This is a genomic window from Serratia sp. AKBS12 (assembly GCF_024793895.1).
GTDB lineage: Bacteria > Pseudomonadota > Gammaproteobacteria > Enterobacterales > Enterobacteriaceae > Serratia_F.
On the sequence record NZ_JANUSB010000016.1, the window covers coordinates 73,459 to 92,558 of the forward strand.

Here is a 19,100-nt window from a genome sequence, read left to right on the forward strand (position 1 = left end):
TGTGATCTCTGGTTAACGATTTAGTGCCTGCGCCCATTTCTGAGCAGCTTCATCAATAAGACGATAGACAAACTCAAATGCCTCAGAGCTTTTTCTATATGGATCAGGGATTTCCTTCTGCCCGAGCCAATGAGCCAAGAGCATTGTCTTTCCTCGCACTTCCGGTGCCAGCTGGCAAACGGCATCAATATGCCCTTTCTCCATCACCAGAATTAGCGAGTATTCTCGACACATTTCTTTAGTCAGTTGTCTAGCAGTATGCCCTTCTAGGCTTAAATGATTTTTTTCTGCTATCGCAACAGCACTGGCATCAGCACCGTGCCCTACCAAAGCGGAAATTCCTGCTGACGCGATGCGTTTCTCCGGCAAATATTTCAACAACAATCTCTCTGCTGTAGGGGAGCGGCATATATTTCCTACGCAAACAAGAAGAATAGAGTCAAACATAGTAATCCCTATGGCCAGTTGCGAACACGCAGCGACCCTTCAGTTAGATCATTGAAGCTAGCGATTGTCGGCGCTAATTGCGAGATCAAACGGTTCCAGCGTGCGATTGGCGCTGCTGTGACGTAAACGATATCATAAGGTTGCAGTTTGAACTCTGCCCCCATGACCAGTGCAGTGGCATCAGCCATATTCAGCTGGTAGATATCCGCCAATTTTTCGCCGGCGCTACCGTGTAATGGTCGAATGACGAATATACCTGTTGCGTCCGAAGTTGTTTGAGAAATGCCCTGGGTATTTCCCAATGCCTCAGTCAACGACATCCCACTGCGATCCATTTTTAACGTAGCTGGAGCTTTCACTTCCCCCATCACGAACACTTTCAGATCGTCATTACGCGGAATATACAGGATATCGCCAGGATAGAGCAGGCGGTTTTGCGTCAGATCGCCATTTTGCATCAGTCGCTGTAAGGAAAGGCTCTGTTCTTTGCCGTTATGGGTCAGCACGATATTGCGCCAATCGGCATTTTCCGTCAGGCCGCCGGCGGCGTTGATGGCATCCATAACCGTCAGTGGGACGTTGGTGATAGGTTGCTGGCCGGATTTGGCGACTTCGCCGGTAACATAGGCTTTTTGCGAACGGAATGCCGCAATATTAACGTCAACCTGAGGGCTTTCGATAAACTGGGCCAGACGGTTGGCTATTTGATCGCGGATCTGCGAAACCGTTTTGCCGACCACGTTCACCTTGCCGATATACGGATAGAAGATGCTGCCATCGGAATGCACCCAGTTGCCGGTATCGCTGGCGCTACGGTACTGCCCCGCCGGGGTGGTCAATTCCGGGTGATCCCAGACGGTGACGTTCAATACGTCGCCAACGCCGATGCGATATTCATACTTACGCAGCGTTGCGTCTAACTCGTTATTGGGTTGGGCAATCACTTTCTCGGGGCGCATGCGGTCAAGCAGCTTCGGCGTCATCGGATATATATTGACCAACTTGTCAATGTCGAAGTCCGCATCTTCCTGCTTGACAACATCCTTGCCTGATGACGAGAGGTGGGTCCCCGGGAATACGGTGCAACCGCTGAGTATGCTGAGTGATACCAGTAGCGATATCATTTTCAATTGTCGTTTTGCCATCAAATTTTCATCACTTCATAGTAAATGTATCTGCAAAGCTACAATACTAGCCAGCCTTGGCCTCGTCGCTGTAGCTTTACCAATATGCCTCGGTATATTTCCCCTGCGCGTATGAGGAAAACCCGTAATAAAACTTACAGCGTTTATCTGTTATTGAATTAGATAACGGTATTGTTATTAACAAGCATAACGTACAAAAAGACACCAGCAGCACGCCACGTTCGCTGTTGAACACACTCTCTGTTGCCTTATTTGTAACCGCTCACCGCTTATTGGCTTTGCCACAACGCCAATCCGGATAGCCCCACGGCTTACGGCTCAATACTCAGTAACAGAATGTATACCATTATACAAAATGAAACAGTGACTTTTCCTTAAAATTAACTAACGTGACAGGATCCCCGTCAATAAATACTGATCAAACGAGGATCGCAGGTCAAATTACAGCGTCAGTTGATTGGCCCAGGCCTGAAACGCCTGTCCCTGAGTCGGGTGGCGCAGACCATAGGTGACAAACGCTTTTAGGTAGCCAAGTTTCTCGCCACAGTTAAACGATTCTCCCACCAGCTCCATCGCCTCAACCGGCTTGTTTTTCAATAATGACGCGATGGCGTCAGTCAGCTGGATACGGCCCCAGGCTCCGGGTTCGGTCTGCTCGAGTATCGGCCAGATATCGGCTGACAGCACATAACGGCCAACGGCAGAGTAGTTTGAACGCAGCTGGATTTCACGACCCGGCTTTTCGATAATCGAGGTCATACGGGCACTTTCACCCGGTTGCAGCGAATTGGTCTCGCATTCTACGACCGAGTAATCGTGCAACACGTTTTCGTCTGCTGCCTGTACCAGAACCTGGCTGAGGCCGGTCTGTTCAAAACGCGAAATCATGTGCGGCAGATTGTCTTTGCTCAAGTCGGCTTTGGCATCGTCCAGCAGAATATCCGGCAACAACACCACGAACGGTGAATCGCCCACCAGCGGTTTGGCACACAGCACCGCGTGCCCGAGCCCTTTCGGCTGCCCCTGGCGGATATGCATCAACGTCACGCCTTTCGGGCAGATTGACTGCACTTCGTCCAGCAATTGACGTTTCACCCGCGCTTCAAGCATCGCTTCCAGTTCAAAAGACGTATCGAAGTGATTTTCGATGGCATTTTTAGAAGAATGCGTAACCAGAATGATCTCTTTGATGCCGGCGGCCACGCATTCATTCACGATATATTGAATTAATGGTTTATCAACGATCGGCAACATTTCCTTCGGAATCGCCTTGGTAGCCGGCAGCATGCGCATACCCAGACCAGCAACAGGAATAACGGCTTTCAACTTGGTCATGGTAATCCTCTTCAAATATTGTGATCGTGCAGGCGTCACTCAGGGTTGTTTCAACGCCTGTTTTAACCACTGGCTAAAACCTTCGCCTTCGGTTTTATGACGCAAACCATATTGTACAAATGCTTTCATATATCCCAGTTTATCGCCACAGTCGTGTGATTTACCGCTCATGTGAAAAGCTTCAACGGTTTCCTGATCCATCAGCATGGCGATGGAGTCGGTCAACTGAATTTCGTTACCGGCCCCCGGCGGGGTTTTCTCCAGCAGCGGCCAGATATCTGCCGACAGCACATAACGGCCCACCACCGCCAGGTTCGACGGAGCCTCGTCACGCGCCGGCTTTTCAACCACCGCGCTCATCGGGGTGCTTTCCCCGGCCGCAAGCGCCACGCCGCCACAGTCAACCACGCCGTATTTCGACACGTCTTCTTCTGGCACCGGCTCAACCATAATCTGGCTATAGCCGGTTTCAGCAAAGCGCTCGATCATCTTGGCCAGGTTTTCCTTGCGCAAATCGGCGGTAGCGTCATCAAGCAATACGTCCGGCAGCAAGACTACAAACGGCTCGTCACCTACCATCGGCTTGGCACACAGCACCGCGTGGCCCAAGCCTTTTGCCTGCCCCTGTCGCACCTGCATCACCGTCACGTCCGGCGGGCAAATGCTTTGCACTTCCTCCAGCAATTGACGCTTGACGCGTGATTCCAGTACGGCTTCCAGCTCAAAAGAGGTGTCGAAGTGGTTTTCGATGGCATTTTTAGACGAATGGGTCACCAGCACGATGTCTTTGATACCTGCGGCCACGCATTCATTAACAATATACTGAATCAATGGCTTATCGACCACCGGCAACATTTCTTTGGGAATGGCTTTCGTTGCAGGCAGCATTCGTGTTCCCAAACCCGCCACGGGGATTACAGCTTTCAGTCTCTTTTGCATCTTATTTACCTACAATCAAATAACTTATAAATGTAGCTCAATCAAACCACTCTGGCGTGATTTGCCTGCATATCAGCAGCGTTCAGACACGCTACCGCCCTTGGCTTTCAGCTACCAATGCACTGTCATCGATGTCCTGCGGCCGGCTTTCTTGTTCCCGGGCTCGCCTGGTATTCCGTCACTGTGTTGCCGTAAGTGGTATACAGCTCACAGAAAACTAAAAAAGAAGTATGTCCTTATAAGTAAACGATGATACTTGTTAACGTTTATGTGGCTAAGATTCTTATACTATTGCGGTATCGATACAAGCCAAACATGGCCAATTGGTACCCTTTTCAGAATAAGACTACCAAAGCAGGGATATTTAACGTTTTTTTGCCACAGAATGCCAATGCAACCGCTTGATTTAATTGATCTTATATGGCAACCACTTTAAATGAATTGCCAAAATCGCCATGATAATTCGTCCAGTTTTGCGTACTGAAACGCTTTTTTTCTCGTAAAATTCAGACTATGCCTCACTTTTGCGGATGGATTTATACGCAATCAAAACGCATAAAAAACCAACGCCTGTCTCATCACGCCTTCAGATCCTGATTTGAATTTTCCCCTCTCAGCACCCATCATTCTCTTTGCGGCATAAGCCGTTGAACAAATAAGGTGCAAACGGGCGTATGGAATGGATCGCTGATCCAACAATCTGGGCGGGTTTGGCCACGCTGGTGGTGCTGGAAATCGTCCTGGGAATCGATAACCTCATTTTCATTGCCATCCTGGCGGAAAAGCTGCCCAGGCAGCAGCGTGACAAGGCTCGGGTAGTCGGTCTGCTGCTGGCGCTGTTGATGCGCCTGGTATTGCTGGCCTCCATCTCCTGGCTGTCAACGCTGACCAAGCCTCTGTTTACCCTGCTGGATCAGCCGTTCAGCGGCCGCGATCTGATCATGCTCACCGGCGGGATATTCCTATTGTTCAAAGCGACGATGGAACTGAACGAACGGCTGGAAGGCAAAGACGAAGAGCAACAGGGACAGCGCAAAGGCGCGCGTTTTTGGCCGGTAGTGGCGCAGATCGTGGTGCTTGACGCCGTATTCTCGCTGGATTCGGTGATTACCGCAGTGGGAATGGTTGATCATCTGGCGGTAATGATGCTGGCAGTGTGTATCGCCATCGGCTTGATGCTGTTAGCCAGCAAGCCACTCACACGCTTTGTTAACGCTCATCCCACTATCGTTATCCTGTGCCTGAGCTTCTTGCTGATGATCGGCTTCAGTCTGGTGGCCGAAGGGTTCGGCTACCATATTCCCAAAGGATACCTGTATGCGGCGATTGGCTTCTCGGTAATGATTGAGGCGCTCAACCAGCTGGCACAGTTTAACCGCCGACGCTTCCTGTCCAAGGTTAGACCGCTGCGTGAACGTACCGCCGAGGCGGTGCTGCGGATGCTGAGTGGCAGGCATGAGGATGCCGAAGTCGACCGGGAATCTGCCGATCTGCTGGCCGACAGCGAAGGCGAAGAGATCTTTAATCAACAGGAACGGCATATGATCGAGCGGGTGCTTGGCATGGCGCAACGCACGGTCAGCAGCATCATGACATCACGCCATGACGTTGAATATCTTGAGCTTAACGATCCACAGCAGAAACTCAGACAGTTGCTGGAAAAAAACCAGCATACGCGCATCGTGGTAACTGAAGACAGCGCCAGCGATGAGCCGCTCGGCGTGATACACACCATCGACGTGCTGAAACAGCAGTTGACGCAGCAGTCGCTGGATCTGCGCAGTCTAATCCGCCAACCGCTGATTTTCCCAGAGCAACTGACGCTGCTTGGCGCGCTGGAGCAATTTCGGCAGGCGCAGACCCATTTTGCCTTTGTGGTCGACGAATTTGGTTCAGTGGAAGGTATCGTTACCCTGACTGACGTGATGGAAACCATCGCCGGTAACCTGCCGGAGGCCGATGGCGAGCTGGACCCGCGACATGACATTCAGCAGACAGATGATGGAGGCTGGATTGCTAATGGTTTTATGCCGCTGGAGGATTTGGTGATTTATCTGCCGTTGCCACTGGAGGAAAAGCGCGAATACCACACCCTGGCCGGGTTACTGATGGAACATTGCCAGCGCATTCCGCAGGAGGGGGAACGGTTGACGATAGGCGACTATCTGTTTGTGCCATTGGAAATCAACAGTCATCGCATCATGCGGGTGAAAATCACGCCGCTAGCCCCACCCGACCCGGATTATGAGGTCTGAATCTCGCCGGGCACGCGCCTCCCGTGCCCGGCCACCTGACGATTACAAATGCACTGGCACCAGCAACTCGGTTGCCACCACCACTACGATCAGTCCGACAATCACCGGCACCGAGGTACGCTTAACCACTTCAAACGGAGAGATTTTTGCCATGCCGGCAACCGCTACCACCACACCGGACACCGGCGACAGCGTACGACCCAGGTTGGAGGCCTGTAACATTGGGATCACCAGATACGCCGGGTTGACGCCCATCTGCGCGGCCAGCTTCGGGATCAGTTCAACAAAGGCATAAAACGGCGCATTGCCGGAGCCGGTAGTCATCGCAGCCAGCATGGTGATCACCACCAATACCAGCATCATGATGATGCCCCCGGTACCGAATGACTGTGCCATGCCTATCAGGCCGCTGATAAAGCCAATGGTGCTCAGCCCCTGGGCAAACACCCCGGCAGCCACCAGCAGCATCACCACGCTGGCAAAGGCATCCGCCATGCCGCGGTAGGCTACTTCCAAACCGCTGAACACCGCTTTGGCATCAAAGCTGCGCACAAACTCGATCAGCGCCGCCAGCAGCATGCACAGCACCAATACGGTAATAATGTGCAGTTCCGGCCCCCACTTGCCGTCAAACACCAGCACGCCGAGGATCGGCGTAAATGGCAGCACGGCGTAAAAACCCGGCGCATGGGTGGAAATTTCACTGACATCCATGATGTGATGCTGTTCGTTGCTTTTGTTGTCCAGATAGCGTTGCCAAAAGTAATGCGCCACCGCCATGCAGGCAATCGCGGCAATCGAAATCGGTAGAGTGGTCTTGAAGGCGAAGTCAACCAACGGCATTTCAGCCGCTTTGGCCGCCAGTACCACGTCACCGGAGGTCGGCGCCAGAATGATCGCCGCCGGCGAGGCGCAAATGGCCGCTGCCGCGCCACGACTGATACCAACGTTGACCATCAGTGGGAACAGCGTTGCCATCAGCAATACCCCCAGACCGGTGGCAGAAGACACCGCCAGCGACATCAGACAGGCGACAATATAGGCAGCAACCATCAGTAAATACGGCGAGTTGATCATTTGTAACGGACGGGACGCCAGCTTGACCACCATATCGTTGGCGCCGATGTGAGTCATGTAGGCGGCAAAGCCACACAGCATCATGATCATCATGCCAAGATCGCCACCGCGGCTCATCAACAGGATTTTGACGTATTCGAGGATATCGGTCGCACCCCAACCGGTCGCAGTGGCGCTGGCTGGCAACACGTTTTTGCCCATCGCCACGCTGATTGCCAATAACAGCAAGCCACCGACCATCAACACACCGGTAGCAGAATAGCCCTTGATGATGTAACGCCCCACCCCCACCGCCACGATCACCCCAATCAGAAGCTCTATCATATTTCCCCTATCTCTTTTTATGCGAATTTGTCCGTCAGAGCCGACAGAATTGAGCATCACTGTGCACAAATTCAGTATAAGGGAACATGACCTTTGTCAAAGGGGAAAAAGGAAACCCGCGGGAAAATGCGATTTACCATCAGAAAAGCGGCGCGGGTAGCAGGCCCCCGCGCCGAACAGATTTACAACTTATCGAGCAATTTCTTCAGATCCTGCCCTTCGCGAGACTCTTTGTTTTTATCAGCCCATTTATTGAGCGCATCCTTGGCCCGGTTTTGCAGCGATTTGCGCAACACCTGATCGATCTGCAACTGATAGTTCAGCTGTTGCCATGGGCCATATACGCGCAGCGGAATCGGCGTTTTTTGCAGTTGCTCAATCAGTTCACTGCGCCCTTGCCAACCGCCGGTAACACGCACGTTCAACTGCATGTCGCACTGCTTGCCCGGCATGTCCAGCTTGCCGCCGCCGGCGATGTTCAGCATCGCCGAATCGGCGCTCAGATCGCTAATGGTGATATCGCCGTTATCCAGCTTGGCGTTGGCACCGAGGTGTCGTACTTCGGTATTACGCTGGTACTGATCCAGACCGCGCACGCTGCTGTCGTTGCGAGCCACCGCCTGCTGGATCAGCTGCTGAATGTTCAGACCGTGCAGTTGAGCATTGCTCATTGCCAACTGGGCGCTGCCTTGCCAGTGATGCTCGAACGACTGTGCGGTCAGCCGGTCGCCAGTGAACTCGCCGTGCATGGTCAATTGCCCGGTCAACACCTGCGGCAACGCGAAGGCTTTCAGTACCGTCCCCAACTCAACCGACGCCAGCTGCGGCTGAACGCCGATAATCGGCTTTTGCCCCCGAGCGTCCAGAGAGCCAGGCAGGGAAAAATCACCGCCGGCCACGTGACCGGACAGGGTTTTCACCGCCAGCAGACCGCGCTGGTTTTCCGCCTGTATATCAAGCCGGGTGATATCCATCCCGCGATAGGTCAGCTGGTCAGCGCTGAGATGCAAGCGCGCGTTGAAATCACGCAGCGCCTGCATGTTTTTTTGCTGCTCTTCACCGGCGCTGGCAATCACCGGCGCCCCGGCCATCGCCTGCATTGGCTGCTCGTCCTGGCCGGCATTGCTGCGCCAACCGGAAAGTGCGTCCATATCCAGGTTCGGAGACGAAAGTTCGACCACATAATTGGGCACATCGCCAAGGCTGATATCGGCACGGCCCTTCAGTTGACTGTCATTGACGCCAAGCATCAGATCATTGAGCGTCAACTGCCGTGAATCCTGCTGGTACTCTGCCCGTACCGAGCCTTGCCCCTTGATGCCGCCGGTCGGGATATCCACCCCTTCGAGCTGATAGTTGAACTGATTTACGGTGCTGCTGAACTGGCGCGGAAATTGCTGCAAGTCCAGATCCGCCGACAGATTGAAGGTCAAATCGCGCTGATCGCGGTTAACCCGGCTGGAGAGTTCCATTTCCGCCTGTCGGTCACCGCTGCGCTGCATTGTCAGATTAAGGTCGCGTACGTTGATTTGTTCATTGTTGGCGCGCTGCCAGATCAGCAGACTGTCGGCAACGCGCAGGTTATCAATATCGAATTTCCACGGCGTATCGACCGATTCGACGCTACTGCCGCCGGGAGCGATCGGCGCATCCGTCCGGCTTTGTTCTTCACTGTCCGGCGTGAGACGAATCACCGCATTTTTCAGCATCACCTGTTTGACGAACAGCTGATGCGAAAGCAGCGGCAACAGCTTAACGTCAAGACGCATATTTTCCGCACTGACCACCGGCGCCTTGGCTCCCGGTGCGGTCAGGGTCATGCGGCCGGCCAGAATGCTCAGCTGTGGCCAGACGTGCCAGCGCAGGTCGCCCTCCAGCGTCAGCTGGTAACCGCTGCGCTGTTCAACCTTTTTGACCATGTAACTGCGGAAATCATTTGGATTGACCAATAGCACCAAGGCGGACATTCCTGCCACCAGCACCACCAGTAAAATCACCAACGTCGTCAATAATCGTCTCATGCTTTCCTCTTGTCAGCGCGCGTCCGCGCGGCACCTGCCGCGGTTAGTCCTTGTCGATACGGCTGGCCACAGCGCCTTGCTGGTCCTTGTACTTCGCGTCTTGACGGCTGTTGTACGGCCGTGCTGCCGGGCCGGACAAGGGTTCAAAGCTCAATGCGCCAATCAGCATGCCGGGGCGCAGAGCCAACGGCAGCTTACCTGAATTATAGAACTCCAGAACGATTCGCCCCTGCCAGCCGGGATCGATACGGTGAGCGGTGACGTGCACCATCAGACCAAGTCGCGCCAATGAGGAACGCCCGTCCAGCCAGCCGACCAAATCATTGGGCAACGTCACAGATTCAAGCGTTACCGCCAGCGCCAGTTCACCAGGATGCAGAAAGAATGCTTCACCTTCCGGCAGCACGATTTCATCGCTCATCACGCGATCCAGCGCGGCGCTGACTTCATCCTTCGGCCCGCTGAGATCGATAAAGGCCGCGGTATGTCCACGAAATACGCGGAACTGATTGCCCAAACGGACATCCACTGTGGCCCCGTTAATCCGCTCTACCGGCGGACGCGGCGAAATAACCAGTTTTTCGCTATCCAGCCAGGCTTCAATATCACGGTCGCACAGTCTCATCTTGTTTCTCCATCAGGGCGCATTAACTATCACAAAAATTGCCATACAACGGGCAAAAGGTCTACGTCGAGGCGTAAATAGTTGACTACAGGCCGGAATTGCCCCTCCCAGCCTGGGGTGGCATTATTCAAAGAATTGGCTGATTTTGGCTTTCAGAATGTCAATCGCAATGCGGTTTTTGCCGCCGCGCGGCACAATGATGTCAGCATATTGCTTGGAAGGTTCAATAAACTGCAAGAACATCGGACGGACAGTTTTCTGGTACTGCGCCATCACCGAATCCATCGAGCGCCCGCGTTCGTTCACGTCGCGCTTCATGCGGCGCATCAGGCAAATATCCAGCGGCGTATCAACGAAGATCGAGAAATTCATTTCCTGGCGCAGGCGAATATCGGTCAACAATAAGATCCCTTCAAGAATAATGACCTTTTTAGGCTCCAGGTGCACCGTTTCGGTTTTGCGCGTGTGTTCGGTGTAGCTATACAACGGCAGTTCAATTGCCTTGCCGGCCTTCAGCATCTGCAAGTGCTGAATCAGCAGGCTGTGATCCATGGCGCTAGGATGATCGTAGTTGGTCTTGACCCGTTCTTCCATGGTCAGGTGAGTCTGGTCTTTGTAATAACTGTCTTCAGGGATCACGCCAATGTGTTCATCGCCGACCTGATCGCGCAGTTCGCGATACAAGGTGCTGGCAATAAGGCTTTTCCCAGAGGCAGATGCGCCAGCTATACCAATAATGACGCACTGATGCGGCTTGTCAGTCATAAAATTAAAGACCTGAATTCGTAATGTGAGGAGGGGGATATAAAACGCGACAATTATAGGGAGTTACCGGCCTTTACGCCACTCTATATTACCGGCGGCACGCCTATTTAGCTCTGACGGGTGCGTCAAAGTTTAAGATTACTGCGCCTATGGCAATCTCCTCAAGCGGGTTACACTGCTGCGTTGGCTCAGGCCCCCATTTGAGAACTACTCTCGTTTACCGGAGATTGATGTGCTGGATTGGTATTTTCTGACTTTTTTAGGTGACAGCATGCTGCTGCTACCGTGTTCACTGATTCTTTTCACCGTATTGGTCCTTCCTCGCGCCACCCGAACCGCAGGCTGGCAGTGGGCACTGATCTTCGGTTTCGCCGGCGGAATAGTCTGCCTGTCCAAATTGGCCTTTATGGGCTGGGGCATCGGCAGCGAGCGTTATGATTTCACCGGGTTCAGTGGACATTCGGCGCTAGCTGCCAGTATCTGGCCTCCCTTGCTGTGGGCGCTGACCGGGCGCTTCTCCCATCCTCTACGCAGCCTGGCGCTGGTCGCCAGTTTGATCCTGCCCCTCACAATCGGGATATCACGACTGGCTATCCACGTGCACTCCCCCTCGGAAGTGATCAGCGGGCTGATATTAGGCTATCTGGCCAGCGCGCTGTTTCTATGGCTACAGCGCGGTAAACCCCTCCCGCAGCTCTCCTGGCCGCAGATAGCCGTTACCTTGGCGGTGCCGTTGCTCCTGATGGGGCAGCGTCAACCGGCGCCGACGCAGGGCCTGCTGGAACATATCGCCACCGTGCTGGCGCATATCGACCGCCCCTATACCCGAGCGGATCTGCATCGGTTGTCAGCGCAGCCCAGGTAAAAAAAACCCCGGATGCTATCCGGGGTTTTGCTTTGCGTGCCAGGGAAGTTGCAGGCCATTACAGCGCTCTGAAGGCAATTTCCGTCGGGATCGCTTCCCCCTGCCAATACATCTGCGCGGCCACGCGACCGGCCAGTTGGCGGTACATCTCGGCAAACTCGCTGTCCGGCCGGCTAATCACCGTCGGTTGGCCACGGTCCAGATCTTCACGCAGCGATATGTGCAACGGCATCTGCCCCAGCAGGCGGCTGTGGTATTTCTGTACCAGTTTTTCTGCGCCGCCGGTGCCGAAGATCGGCTCGTGGTGACCGCAATTGCTGCAAATATGCACGCTCATGTTCTCGACGATGCCCAACACCGGCACGTGCACCTTTTCAAACATCACAATGCCTTTTGCCGCGTCCAGTAGGGCGATATCCTGCGGCGTAGTCACCACCAGCGCGCCGGTCACCGGGATATTCTGCGACAGCGTCAACTGAATGTCGCCGGTGCCCGGCGGCATATCCAGCACCAGATAGTCCAGATCCGGCCATAGCGTGTCCTGCAACAGTTGCATCAGCGCCTTGCTGGCCATTGGGCCACGCCACACCATGGCATTGTCGTCGGTCACCAGATAGCCGATCGAATTGGTCGCCAGCCCGTGAGCCATAATCGGCGCCATATGCTGGCCGTCCGGCGAGGTTGGCCGTTGATCTTCGGTGCCCAGCATATTGGGGATTGACGGCCCGTAAATATCGGCGTCAAGAATACCGACCTTCGCGCCTTCCGCTATCAGCGCCAGCGCCAGGTTGACCGCCGTGCTGGACTTGCCTACCCCGCCCTTGCCGGAGCTAACGGCAATAATGTTGCGTACGCCCTTGACGCCGGCCTGATCGTTGGCGCGTTTTAAGGTGCTTATATCATGCTTCAGCTTCCAGTCGATGGCACCAGCACCGGTGACGCGCAGCAGTTCGCCGCTGACGCCGGCCTTCAGCGCTTCAAAACCGCTGTACCAGGCAAAAGGCATGGTCAGTTCAATATGCAGTACGTCGTCCAGTAGCGCACAGTGATGAATCGCTTTCAGCGCCGTCAGGTTGTTTTTCAGCGTCGGGTGTTCAAAGGCGGCCAGTACACCGGTCACCAGGGCACGCAGAACTTCGGGATTGCTCTGCTCGGGGGATTTTGTGTTCATCCCTGCTCCTTGATTTTAATAGATAGCGAATAAATGGCGTTATGCTCAAGCATATCAGAACTGCGCGGCGCCTGGCGCGTACAAGACGAAAGAAACCGCCCTAGCCGCGACGCGTGCAATCGGTTAACATCAAAGGCCCTTTTATACATAACAGAAAGCAAGTTCTCACTATGGCTCAAGTCGCGAAAAAATTATTGGTGACGTGCGCGCTACCGTACGCAAATGGTTCCATCCATCTCGGCCACATGCTCGAGCACATCCAGGCAGATATCTGGGTTCGTTACCAACGAATGCGCGGCAACGAAGTTCATTTCATTTGTGCAGACGACGCGCACGGCACTCCTATCATGCTGAAAGCACAGCAACTGGGTATCAAGCCGGAAGAAATGATTGCCGAAATGAGCCAGGAGCACCAGCAGGACTTCGCCGGTTTTGGCATCAGCTATGACAACTATCATTCAACCCATAGCGACGAAAACCGTGAGCTGTCGAGCCTGATTTATGGCCGCCTGAAGGAAAACGGTTTTATCAAAAACCGCACCATTTCCCAGCTGTACGATCCGGAAAAAGGCATGTTCCTGCCGGACCGCTTCGTGAAAGGTACCTGCCCGAAATGCAAATCGCCGGATCAGTATGGCGACAACTGCGAAGTGTGCGGCGCCACCTACAGCCCGACCGAGCTTATCGATCCTAAATCGGCGGTATCCGGTGCGACGCCGGTGATGCGCGATTCCGAACACTTCTTCTTCGATCTGCCGTCCTTTAGCGAAATGCTGCAAGCCTGGACGCGCTCCGGCGCATTGCAGGAGCAGGTGGCCAACAAGATGCAGGAATGGTTCGAGTCGGGGCTGCAACAGTGGGACATCTCGCGTGACGCGCCGTACTTCGGCTTTGAAATCCCGGATGCACCAGGCAAATATTTCTACGTCTGGCTGGATGCGCCAATCGGCTATATGGGTTCGTTCAAGAATCTGTGCGACAAGCGCGGCGATCTGGACTTCGATGAGTTCTGGCTCAAGGACTCCACCACCGAGCTGTATCACTTTATCGGCAAGGATATCGTCTATTTCCACAGCCTGTTCTGGCCAGCGATGCTGGAGGGCAGCAACTTCCGCAAGCCAACCAATCTGTTTGTACATGGCTATGTCACGGTCAACGGCGCCAAAATGTCCAAGTCGCGCGGTACCTTTATCAAGGCCGGTACCTATCTGCAACACCTGGACGCCGACTGCCTGCGCTATTACTACGCGGCCAAGCTTTCCTCGCGCATTGATGACATCGACCTGAATCTGGAAGACTTCGTGCAGCGCGTCAATGCTGATATCGTTAACAAAGTGGTGAATCTGGCCTCGCGCAACGCCGGCTTTATCAACAAGCGCTTTGGCGGCAAGCTGGCAGCCAGCCTGGCCGATCCGGCGCTATACCAAACCTTCACCGACGCCGCAGACAGCATTGCCGAGGCTTACGCCAGCCGTGAATCCGGCCGCGCCATCCGTGAGATCATGGCGCTGGCCGATCTGGCCAACCGTTATGTGGACGAACAGGCACCGTGGGTGGTTGCCAAGCAGGAAGGCCGCGACGCCGACCTGCAAGCCATCTGCTCGATGGGCATCAACCTGTTCCGCGTACTGATGACCTACCTTAAGCCGGTGCTGCCGTCACTGACCGAGCGCGCCGAAGCGTTCCTCAATGGCGAGCTGAGCTGGAACGGCATCCAGCAACCGCTGCTGGATCACACGGTCACCCCGTTCAAGGCGCTGTTCAATCGTATCGATCTCGACAAGGTAAATGACATGGTCAATGCGTCCAGGGAAGACATGGCTGCCAACCAGGCGCCGGCTAGTGGCCCGCTGGCTGACGATCCGATTCAGGAAACCATTACCTTTGATGATTTTGCCAAAGTGGATATGCGTATCGCGCTGATCAAAAGCGCCGATTTCGTCGACGGTTCCGACAAGCTGCTGAAGCTGCAGCTGGATCTGGGCGGTGAGAGTCGGCAGATTTTCTCCGGCATTCGTTCCGCCTATCCGGATCCCAAGTTGCTCGAAGGCCGCCTGACCATCATGGTGGCCAACCTGGCGCCACGCAAAATGCGTTTTGGCATGTCCGAGGGCATGGTGATGGCCGCCGGTCCTGGCGGAAAGGAAATCTTCCTGCTGAGCCCTGACAGCGGTGCCCAGCCGGGTATGCAAGTAAAATAATCATCAACGCCATAGTTAAAGCCGGGCTTGCCCGGCTTTTTTACGCCCGCCGACTGCCTGCCAAACATTTTGCTATAACGTCAGCCAAAAAATCATAACGAAGACAATTCCCTAGCAAAACCCTTCTGGTTATGATGCTAGCCAGACAAAAATAGACGTCTGGACAGAAAGACTGCTATTCACCATTTCATCGGGAAGACTTACCTGCTTCGGAGTTGATAATGAAAACGATAAAAACCTCTTTGCTCGCGCTGGGGCTGCTTAGCGCGCTGCCGTTGTACGCGGCGCCAGACGCAACGCTGGCACCGGTACCGGCCGCCATCGCCAATCATCAAGGGCCGATCCGCGTGGCGGTGATCCGCAATCTGGGGTCCGATGACAACACCACGCAATTCCTTGCCGGCGCCATTCAGGAAGGCCGCAAACTGGGGTTCAAGGTGGATACTTTCCTCAGCAATGGCGACGACGCCCGCTTCCAGGATTTCGTCAATCAGGCCATCAGCCAAAAATACGATGGCATTATTCTTTCGCAGGGGCGTGCCCCCTACTCCACCGAGCTGGTGAAGCGCATCGCCGCCGCGGGTATTGCCGTGTCCGCCTTTGATACCGACGTCAACGGCGTCATTCCCGGCGTGACCGTCTCTCAGCAGGATGACGCCTCGCTGGCCAATGAATCCTTCGGCCAGCTGGTGAAAGACTTCAACGGTCATGCCAATATCATCAAACTGTGGGTGGCCGGCTTCCCGCCAATGGAACGGCGTCAGGCCGCATATCAACAATTGCTGAAGCAACACCCCGGCATCCATGAACTCGAATCGATCGGCGCGGTGTCTTCCGACGTGCAGGGTGATACCGCCAACAAGGTCGGTGCCGTACTGGCCAAATACCCGAAAGGCAAGATTGACGCCATTTGGGGAACCTGGGATGCCTTTACGCAAGGTGCCTACAAGGCGTTGAAGGAAAATGGCCGCAGCGAAATCAAGCTATACAGCATTGATATCTCCAATCAGGATCTGCAACTGATGCGCGAAGCCGGCAGCCCATGGAAAGTCAGCGTCGCGGTAGACACCAAACTGATCGGCGCGGTGAACCTGCGGCTCATCGCCAACAAAATCGCCGGTGAAACTACGCCGGCAAACTACCAATTCAAGGCCGCCGCCATTCCGCAGGCGCTGCTGGTCAGCCAACCGGGGCCGGTAAACGTGGCCAGCCTTGGCAAAATCATTCCGGGCTGGGGCAGCAGCGACGATTTCGTCCAGCCATGGTTTGCCACGCTACAGACACAGGCAGGCAAATAACCTGTTTTAAGCGGGGGCGACAGCGGTTGCCCCTTTTTTGTGCTTATTTTCCATCATCCCCTTTCCTGTTTGCCAAAATACGCTATGTTATCAACACCGCATTAATAACTGTATGCATAAACAGGCATTGTCATGAAGGGATTCCCGGCGCAAATCAATACATTGTTGGCCAGTTCGTTACTGCTGACCATTGGTCGCGGCGTCACGTTGCCATTCATTACCATTTATCTCACCGAACACTTTCATCTGTTGCCAACCAGCGTCGGTATCATCCTGGGTATCAGCCTGACGATCGGCATTCTCAGCAGCCTGTATGGCGGCTATCTGGTGGACAAGTTCAACAAAACCACCCTGATTGCGGTTTCCATCCTGTTGTTCGCGTTGAGCTTTTTCATTATTCCCTGGATTACGCAACCGGGCGGCATAGTCGCCGTGCTGGCGGTGCTGCACACCGCGTATGCCGTACTGGGTATTACCATTAAAGCCTGTTTCGCCGAATGGCTGCCGGTGGCGCAGCGCATCAAGGCGTTTTCGATCAATTACACCCTGGTGAACGTCGGCTGGGCGATCGGCTCGTCGCTCGGCGTACTGGTGGCCGGCTTCAGCCCCTTGCTGCCGTTCTACCTCTCCGGTGGGCTGGCGCTGCTAACGGTAGTAATAGTCAACCTGCGGCTACGCCGACTACAGGCGCCGCCGGTGGTTACCAGCCAATCAGACGCACCGGCCGTTTTGCCAAACTTCCGCCAGACGGCAAAAATCCTGCGTCAGGATCGCCGGCTGATCTACTTTACCCTGGGCAGCACGCTGGGGGCGGTGGTATTCGGCCAGTTCACCGGTTATCTGTCGCAGTACCTGATCACCGTCTCCAGCGCCGACTTCGCCTACCGGGTGATTGGACTGGTGATGATCGTCAACGCCTGCATCGTGATTGCGTTACAGTATCTGCTAAGTCGCGGCATGCGGCAGGACAACATTCTGCGCTGGCTGGCGCTGGGCACGCTGTTTTTCGTTATCGGTCTGTTGGGCTTTCTGTTTGCCGGCCAGTCGCTGTGGCTGTGGGCGGCGGCCATGGCGGTTTTCACCCTCGGAGAAATCATTGTCATCCCGGTGGAATATATGTTCATCGATTTCATTGCTCCGGGGCATTTAAAAGGCAGTTACTATGGCGTGCAGAACCTCAGCAATCTGGGCGGAGCCATCAATCCGGTACTGTGCGGCCTGCTGCTGAGCTATACCGCACCGGCGCTGATGTTCGTCATGTTGATTGCTGCCGCATTGTTCAGCCTGCTGTTTTTCTTTCTCGGGCATCGGCTGGCGCAACGGCAGCGGCTGGCACAGGGGGCGTAATCTACACTTGTTCTATGCCGTCAATAGCGTCAAATGGCATCGTTTGCATAGACAGGATTCATGGCGTGTTTTGTGGCTAAGCTCACAGTTTAATTGTATGATAAATGCATCAGTTAAACAGGAAAGAATCATGACCAACGTATTCGCACTGTGCTGGAAATACCTGCGGGCCTTCGCTTTGATTTATATCTGCCTGTTTGCCGGCAATGCGATTTCCGCCCTTTTACCCATCACCATTCCCGGCAGCATCATCGGCATGTTGCTGCTGTTTGCGCTGCTGGCATCACAACTGCTGCCGGCCAAATGGGTGCGTCCTGGCTGCAGCGTCTTTATCCGTTACATGGTATTGCTGTTTGTGCCGATTGGCGTCGGCGTCATGCAATACTATCGGCAGATTGTCGATCACCTGGCACCGCTGTTGGTATCCTGCCTGGTCAGTAGCGTGCTGGTACTGGTGGTGGTGGGTTATTCCTCCCACTATTTTCACCGCGACCGTAGCCCGGCTGCCGGCAAGTGCGACGCCAAGGAGGACAAATAATGGATAACATCTGGTGGTCGTTACCGTTAACGCTGGTGGTGTTTTACGCGGCACGGGCGCTGTCGCAGCGGCTGAAAATGCCACTGCTCAACCCGCTGCTGGTGTCGATGGCCATCATCATTCCTTTTCTGCTGTTCACCGGCATTCCTTATCAACGCTACTTTCAGGGCAGCAAAATACTGAACGACTTTTTGCAACCTGCGGTGGTGGCGCTGGCCTTTCCGCTGTATGAACAGATACACCAGATCCGCGCGCGCTGGAAATCGATCATTACCGTGTGCTTTATTGGCAGTCTGACCGCAATGATCAGCGGCGGCGCCATCGCGCTGTGGATGGGCGCTACGCCAGAAATCGTCGCGTCAATCCTGCCCAAATCGGTCACCACGCCGATCGCCATGGCAACGGCGGAATCGATCGGCGGCATACCGACCATCAGCGCCGTCTGCGTGATTTTCGTCGGAATTTTCGGCGCAATCTTCGGCCATTCCATCTTCAACCTAATGAGAATCAACACCAAATCGGCCCGTGGTCTGGCGATGGGCAGCGCATCACATGCCCTGGGGACCGCGCGTAGCGTAGAACTGGACTATCAGGAAGGCGCATTTAGCTCACTGGCCTTGGTGATCTGCGGGATTATCACCTCGTTACTGGCGCCGTTGTTGTTCCCGCTGCTGTTGCACCTGTTTGCCTGAGGCTAAAACTTGCGATATATCTCGCAATAATAATTTCCATTACATGAATTTCACC

General features: G+C 54.4%; 16 protein-coding genes. 7 read left to right on the forward strand and 9 right to left on the reverse strand.

All coding sequences use genetic code 11. From position 1 onward, the window contains the following. Positions 1-12: 12 nt before the first annotated feature. The 4 genes from NYE85_RS19680 to galU (NYE85_RS19695) all read right to left on the reverse strand — a co-directional run bounded on the left by NYE85_RS19680 (position 13) and on the right by galU (NYE85_RS19695) (position 3,866). Entirely contained in the window at positions 13-447 is a 435-nt protein-coding gene (locus tag NYE85_RS19680; RefSeq protein ID WP_259006437.1) for a protein tyrosine phosphatase, read from the reverse strand. Between the two features lie 8 nt (positions 448-455). After that, positions 456-1,592 (reverse strand): polysaccharide export protein, encoded by a 1,137-nt coding sequence (locus NYE85_RS19685; RefSeq protein WP_259006438.1) that lies wholly within the window; start codon positions 1,590-1,592, stop codon positions 456-458. 441 nt (positions 1,593-2,033) lie between these two features. Continuing rightward, complete coding sequence (gene galU, locus NYE85_RS19690) at positions 2,034-2,927, reverse strand: UTP--glucose-1-phosphate uridylyltransferase GalU (protein ID WP_259006439.1); 894 nt, start codon at positions 2,925-2,927, stop codon at positions 2,034-2,036. 39 nt (positions 2,928-2,966) lie between these two features. Further along, a complete protein-coding gene (gene galU, locus NYE85_RS19695; RefSeq protein WP_259006440.1) occupies positions 2,967-3,866 on the reverse strand; it encodes a UTP--glucose-1-phosphate uridylyltransferase GalU in 900 nt (299 codons plus the stop codon). A 674-nt stretch (positions 3,867-4,540) separates the two neighbouring features. On the opposite strand from galU (NYE85_RS19695), the gene NYE85_RS19700 reads away from it, so the two are divergent. Next, positions 4,541-6,121, forward strand: coding sequence for a TerC family protein (locus tag NYE85_RS19700; protein ID WP_259006441.1), 1,581 nt, complete (start codon positions 4,541-4,543; stop codon positions 6,119-6,121). A 42-nt stretch (positions 6,122-6,163) separates the two neighbouring features. On the opposite strand, the gene dcuC is transcribed toward NYE85_RS19700, so the two are convergent. From dcuC to udk, 4 genes are all read right to left on the reverse strand, one after another. Next, the gene (gene dcuC / locus NYE85_RS19705) at positions 6,164-7,522 is read right to left on the reverse strand and encodes an anaerobic C4-dicarboxylate transporter DcuC (RefSeq protein WP_259006442.1); all 1,359 of its coding nucleotides are present in this window, start codon (positions 7,520-7,522) and stop codon (positions 6,164-6,166) included. A 182-nt stretch (positions 7,523-7,704) separates the two neighbouring features. Continuing rightward, complete coding sequence (gene asmA / locus NYE85_RS19710; RefSeq protein WP_259006443.1) at positions 7,705-9,543, reverse strand: outer membrane assembly protein AsmA; 1,839 nt, start codon at positions 9,541-9,543, stop codon at positions 7,705-7,707. Between the two features lie 43 nt (positions 9,544-9,586). Then, on the reverse strand, positions 9,587-10,168 hold the full coding sequence (dcd, locus tag NYE85_RS19715; RefSeq protein WP_039992300.1) for a dCTP deaminase: 582 nt from the start codon (positions 10,166-10,168) through the stop codon (positions 9,587-9,589). A 123-nt stretch (positions 10,169-10,291) separates the two neighbouring features. Then, entirely contained in the window at positions 10,292-10,933 is a 642-nt protein-coding gene (udk, locus tag NYE85_RS19720) for a uridine kinase (RefSeq protein WP_259006444.1), read from the reverse strand. A gap of 232 nt (positions 10,934-11,165) precedes the next feature. On the opposite strand from udk, the gene NYE85_RS19725 reads away from it, so the two are divergent. Further along, positions 11,166-11,798: a phosphatase PAP2 family protein gene (locus NYE85_RS19725; RefSeq protein WP_259006445.1), complete on the forward strand. Its 633-nt coding sequence runs from the start codon at positions 11,166-11,168 to the stop codon at positions 11,796-11,798. 58 nt (positions 11,799-11,856) lie between these two features. Here NYE85_RS19725 and apbC read toward each other — a convergent pair whose 3' ends face one another. Further along, on the reverse strand, positions 11,857-12,969 hold the full coding sequence (gene apbC / locus NYE85_RS19730; RefSeq protein WP_259006446.1) for an iron-sulfur cluster carrier protein ApbC: 1,113 nt from the start codon (positions 12,967-12,969) through the stop codon (positions 11,857-11,859). A gap of 170 nt (positions 12,970-13,139) precedes the next feature. On the opposite strand from apbC, the gene metG reads away from it, so the two are divergent. From metG to NYE85_RS19755, 5 genes are all read left to right on the forward strand, one after another. Continuing rightward, complete coding sequence (gene metG, locus NYE85_RS19735; RefSeq protein WP_259006447.1) at positions 13,140-15,170, forward strand: methionine--tRNA ligase; 2,031 nt, start codon at positions 13,140-13,142, stop codon at positions 15,168-15,170. Between the two features lie 221 nt (positions 15,171-15,391). Next, positions 15,392-16,468: a sugar ABC transporter substrate-binding protein gene (locus NYE85_RS19740; RefSeq protein ID WP_259006448.1), complete on the forward strand. Its 1,077-nt coding sequence runs from the start codon at positions 15,392-15,394 to the stop codon at positions 16,466-16,468. A gap of 132 nt (positions 16,469-16,600) precedes the next feature. Then, positions 16,601-17,815 carry an MFS transporter gene (locus tag NYE85_RS19745; protein WP_259006449.1) on the forward strand — a complete coding sequence of 405 codons (1,215 nt, stop codon included), beginning with the start codon at positions 16,601-16,603 and terminating at the stop codon, positions 17,813-17,815. 130 nt (positions 17,816-17,945) lie between these two features. After that, on the forward strand, positions 17,946-18,353 hold the full coding sequence (locus NYE85_RS19750; RefSeq protein ID WP_259006450.1) for a CidA/LrgA family protein: 408 nt from the start codon (positions 17,946-17,948) through the stop codon (positions 18,351-18,353). Next, positions 18,350-19,045, forward strand: coding sequence for a CidB/LrgB family autolysis modulator (locus NYE85_RS19755; RefSeq protein WP_259006681.1), 696 nt, complete (start codon positions 18,350-18,352; stop codon positions 19,043-19,045). Before NYE85_RS19750 ends, NYE85_RS19755 begins: the two co-directional genes overlap by 4 nt. The last annotated feature ends 55 nt before the right edge of the window (positions 19,046-19,100 follow it).